Origin of the sequence: Caldibacillus sp. 210928-DFI.2.18 (genome assembly GCF_020554505.1) — a bacterium.
GTDB classification, from domain to species: Bacteria; Bacillota; Bacilli; order Bacillales; family Caldibacillaceae; genus Caldifermentibacillus; species Caldifermentibacillus hisashii.
The window spans coordinates 1-3996 of the sequence record NZ_JAJCHL010000151.1 but is presented as its reverse complement, the minus strand read 5'-3'; the positions used below and the strand labels follow the sequence as shown (position 1 = coordinate 3996).

3 protein-coding genes are annotated in these 3996 nt (G+C 38.9%); all 3 read right to left on the bottom strand.

Annotated elements, in window-relative coordinates; translation table 11 throughout:
- Nucleotides 1-154: 154 nt before the first annotated feature.
- The gene (locus LIZ98_RS17035) at nucleotides 155-1960 is read right to left on the bottom strand and encodes a M3 family oligoendopeptidase (RefSeq protein ID WP_227140355.1); all 1806 of its coding nucleotides are present in this window, start codon (nucleotides 1958-1960) and stop codon (nucleotides 155-157) included.
- A gap of 107 nt (nucleotides 1961-2067) precedes the next feature.
- The gene (locus LIZ98_RS17030) at nucleotides 2068-2418 is read right to left on the bottom strand and encodes a hypothetical protein (RefSeq protein WP_227203154.1); all 351 of its coding nucleotides are present in this window, start codon (nucleotides 2416-2418) and stop codon (nucleotides 2068-2070) included.
- 370 nt (nucleotides 2419-2788) lie between these two features.
- Nucleotides 2789-3736 carry a ring-cleaving dioxygenase gene (locus tag LIZ98_RS17025; protein WP_227140353.1) on the bottom strand — a complete coding sequence of 316 codons (948 nt, stop codon included), beginning with the start codon at nucleotides 3734-3736 and terminating at the stop codon, nucleotides 2789-2791.
- Nucleotides 3737-3996: the final 260 nt, after the last annotated feature.

Below are 3996 nucleotides of genomic sequence, written 5' to 3'. Positions count from 1 at the left end.
TTCTCCAGATATACTTCACTAATAAATTGAACCTTGCTTGTGTCTCATATTTTTTTTATCGTATTATGCTTCACAAACCCTGAGTAGTATTTTATTATAAAAATTCAATTCATACCGCGCCTATAACAGCACGCAGTATAAATTGAATTTCACCCTAAACCAATTTTTCCGACAAGCGGATAAACTCTTCAGCGTCTTTCGCTGCCAGTTGAATACCGGCTTCCCAAAATTGAGGTTTCGTTAAATCAACACCGAGATGTTTCATTGCTAGTTCTTCCACTTTCATCATGCCGGTGTCCCGCAACAAGGCAATATATTTTTCCTCGAAGCCGGTCGGATTATTCAGGAATTCTGCATAAATACCTAAACTGAACAAGTAGCCGAATGTGTACGGAAAGTTGTAAAACGGTACATCATCGATAAAGAAATGCAATTTGCTGCACCAAAAATGCGGATGATACCCGGCCAAACTATCACAATAAGCTTCTTTTTGTGCTTCCACCATCAACTCATTTAAGCGTTGTTCGGAGACAATTCCTTTCGTCCGTTCTTGATAAAAGTTATTTTCAAAAATAAACCGGGCATGGATATTCATAAACATAGCAACGGCATTGCCAAGTTTATCATTTAGTAGCGAAATTTTTTCCGCATCAGTTTTTGCATTAGCGACTGTTGCATTCCCAATAATCGTTTCCGCAAACGTGCTGGCCGTTTCAGCAACGTTCATGGCATAATTCCGATTTAATGTCGGCAAATCCCGCATAACATGACTATGAAATGCATGGCCTAATTCATGGGCAAGCGTACTGGCATCGCTCATTGAACCGGTAAATGTCATAAAAATCCGGGACTCTTCAAATTCCGGTAAATCTGTACAATACCCGCCCGGCCGTTTATTCGGGCGATCTTCTGCCTCCACCCAACGATTTTCCAGGGCATGTTTTGCAAAGTCTGCCAATTTCGGACCGAAGCTGGCAAAGTTTTCAATGACAAAATCACAAGCTTCATCATATGTAAAACGAGTCGCTTTACTGTCACCCACCGTAACCGGAGCATCGACATCTTGCCATCCTAATTTCTCCATGTCAAGCAGTTTTGCCTTTTGCTTTAAAAAGTCGATGAATGGTTGTTTATTATTAGCAACTGCTGTCCACATCGCATCCAATGTATCTTTTGTCATCCGATTATATTCCAGCGGTTCTTCCAAATAGTCTTTGCGGTTATGGAAATTTTGCAAAGTAATTCGGAACCCGTCTAAATGATTTATCGTGTCAGTAAAGATTGGTGCGAATTTTTCCCAGGCTGCTTCCCAATTTGTAAACAATTGTTTCCGAACTTCCGGATCCGGATCAGCATACATTCGATTCATCGCTTGACCGACAGAAAGTTCCACCGTTTTTCCGTCTTTATCAGTAAACGGAATCGTCATCATGGAAACCACAGTATCATACAGTCTGCTCCATGCCGTCAGCCCGTCTTTATTTAATTCCGTAATAATTTTTTCTTCCGCCTCAGATAAAAGCCGCTTTCCTTTATCACGAATTTCATTTAGGGCAAAGGCGACCTTTTTTAACTCATCATCTTGTAAAAATGTGTTCCAATCTTGATCCGAAATGGCCACCAACTTTTTCGTAAAAGCTGTATTTATATTTTCCAACTTACTGTCTAAATCTAAAATCTGACCCATAACGACATTGGCGTATTCATCATTCATGAATGCATCATGCCACATTTGTACAAATGTTGCCGATTGGGAAAGCCCTTTTTCAATGGTTTCCTGTTTTTCTAAAATCCTTTTAAATGGTTCAGCTGATTGGTTTTCTGAAAAATTCCATTGCTTAATCAGTTGCTCCCACTCGTTTATTTGCTGATCAATTTTTTGCAATTTTTCTTGCAGTTCAGGTGATTTCGTTCCACCGGGAATAATCGCATCTAAATCCCATGTGTCTACATATTTCATCTCTTTCACTCCTTTCGATATTTCCATTTTAATGCCTTTTCGTCGGAATGGAAACAATTGGAGTTGTTTTGTGAAAAATTTGTTCAAATCATCCTCGAGTCTGATTCTTAAATATTCCTCTGTACCATGCCGTTTTTGGCGATACTGATCATCAACTTGATCCGATTGATTTGATTCACCTTACTAATGCTTGCATCAAAGTCGATAGCAATCAGGTTCGCATTCGGGTAGAATTGTTTGATAGCATTAAACATTCCGCGCGCAATAACATGGTTCGGCAGACAGCCAAACGGTTGGACGCAGACAACATTGTCTACACCGGCATCCATCAATTCAGCTATTTCTCCGGTTAACAACCACCCTTCACCCATTTGATTGCCCAAATTGATGAACCGTGATGCTTTTTCTGCCACTTCATCGATTGTTAACGGTGCTTCAAACCGATTACTTTCCAACAAGGCTTGTCGAACCGGTTCACGGAATACTTCGATTAACCGGATGCCAATATTGGCTAACCTTGATTTTATTTTTCCCGACTTTGACAGTAAAAACTCCTTGAAAACATTGTCAGATCAACATTTTCAAGGAGTTAATTATTTTTTGAATGTAGATATGCATAAAACTATTTACATAAGGCTTTTTCAAATTATTGTACAAATAGTTTTATAAAAAGATTAAAGCATATATACATAGTAAAAACGATAATACAGGTTGGAAACATTATTAAATCAATGTTTTCACCCTTTTATTTTTTTGAAATTGGCAAAGTCGGGGAAAAATCAAGAAAAATGGGGCAAACACCACATTAATGGTTGACCACTTATTTGATTAATCATTTTTTATCGCTACCGGCACTTCAATTGGTAAAAGACCGGCTTCTATTTTTCCTCGTAAGTGCTTGAATTGAGGTGGTAATTTTAGTTCTTCTCCTAAATGATCACAAGGTTCATCTATTAAAAACCCGGGAACATCGGTGGCAATTTCAAATAAAATTTCTCCCGGTTCCCGAAAATAAACCGAATGGAAATAATTTCGGTCCTTCACATCGGTTACTTGATAACCATCGCTTTCTATTAGCTTTTTCCATTGGGCTTGGTCCATTTGTTCATCCGCACGCCACGCAATATGATGTACCGTCCCAACACCCATTCGTCCTTGTGGTACCGGATCTTTCTTTATGTCAATGATATTTCCCAGATCATCCAGTGAACGGAAGCGGATATAATCCTCATCTTCACCAACAAAATCAAGCCCGAGCACCTTATATAGCATTTCTGAAGTTCGTTCCGGATCGGTAGACAATAATAAGGCACCACCAAACCCCTTAATTGCTACTTCAGAAGTGATTCCGTCAACACTCCATTCATTTCGTTTTCCTTCGTTTCGCTCCACCAATTCCAAATGTAACCCGTGCGGATCAACAAATTGCAAATACTGTTCACCAAAGCGAGCGGATTTTTTATACGGAATAAAGAATTCCTTTAAACGGTTTTCCCAGAAACGCATTGCTCCAAAAGGAATAACATAAGATGTAACCCCAACTTGGCCTCCTCCGATTCTTCCTTTATATTTTGCATTTGGCCATGGGAAGAACGTGATAATAGTTCCCGGAGTTCCCTTTTCATCGCCAAAATAGAAATGATAAGCTCCCGGATCATCAAAGTTTACCGTTCTTTTTACCAGGCGTAACCCTAACACCCGTGTATAAAAATCAATATTTTCTTGGGGATGGCCAACAATTGCTGATATATGATGGATACCCTTTGTTTTTTTCAAATTAATCTTTCTCCTTATAATTCAATGAAGTTAGGATAATTGCATGTAATAGTCAAAGGATGTAACAATGAAAACTATCTTTAAATCGTGACAATTATATTATCCTATTTCCCTTATGTCAAACATTGCAATCAAAGTCTTTCAATTTTATGAATTACGCGACCCATTTTCCATTGATTTTTGGCGACGAGACCTTTTCTCGTCGCCATTTTCAGCCGAGAAACTCCATTTTTTGACGACGAGATTCATTCTCGTCGCCA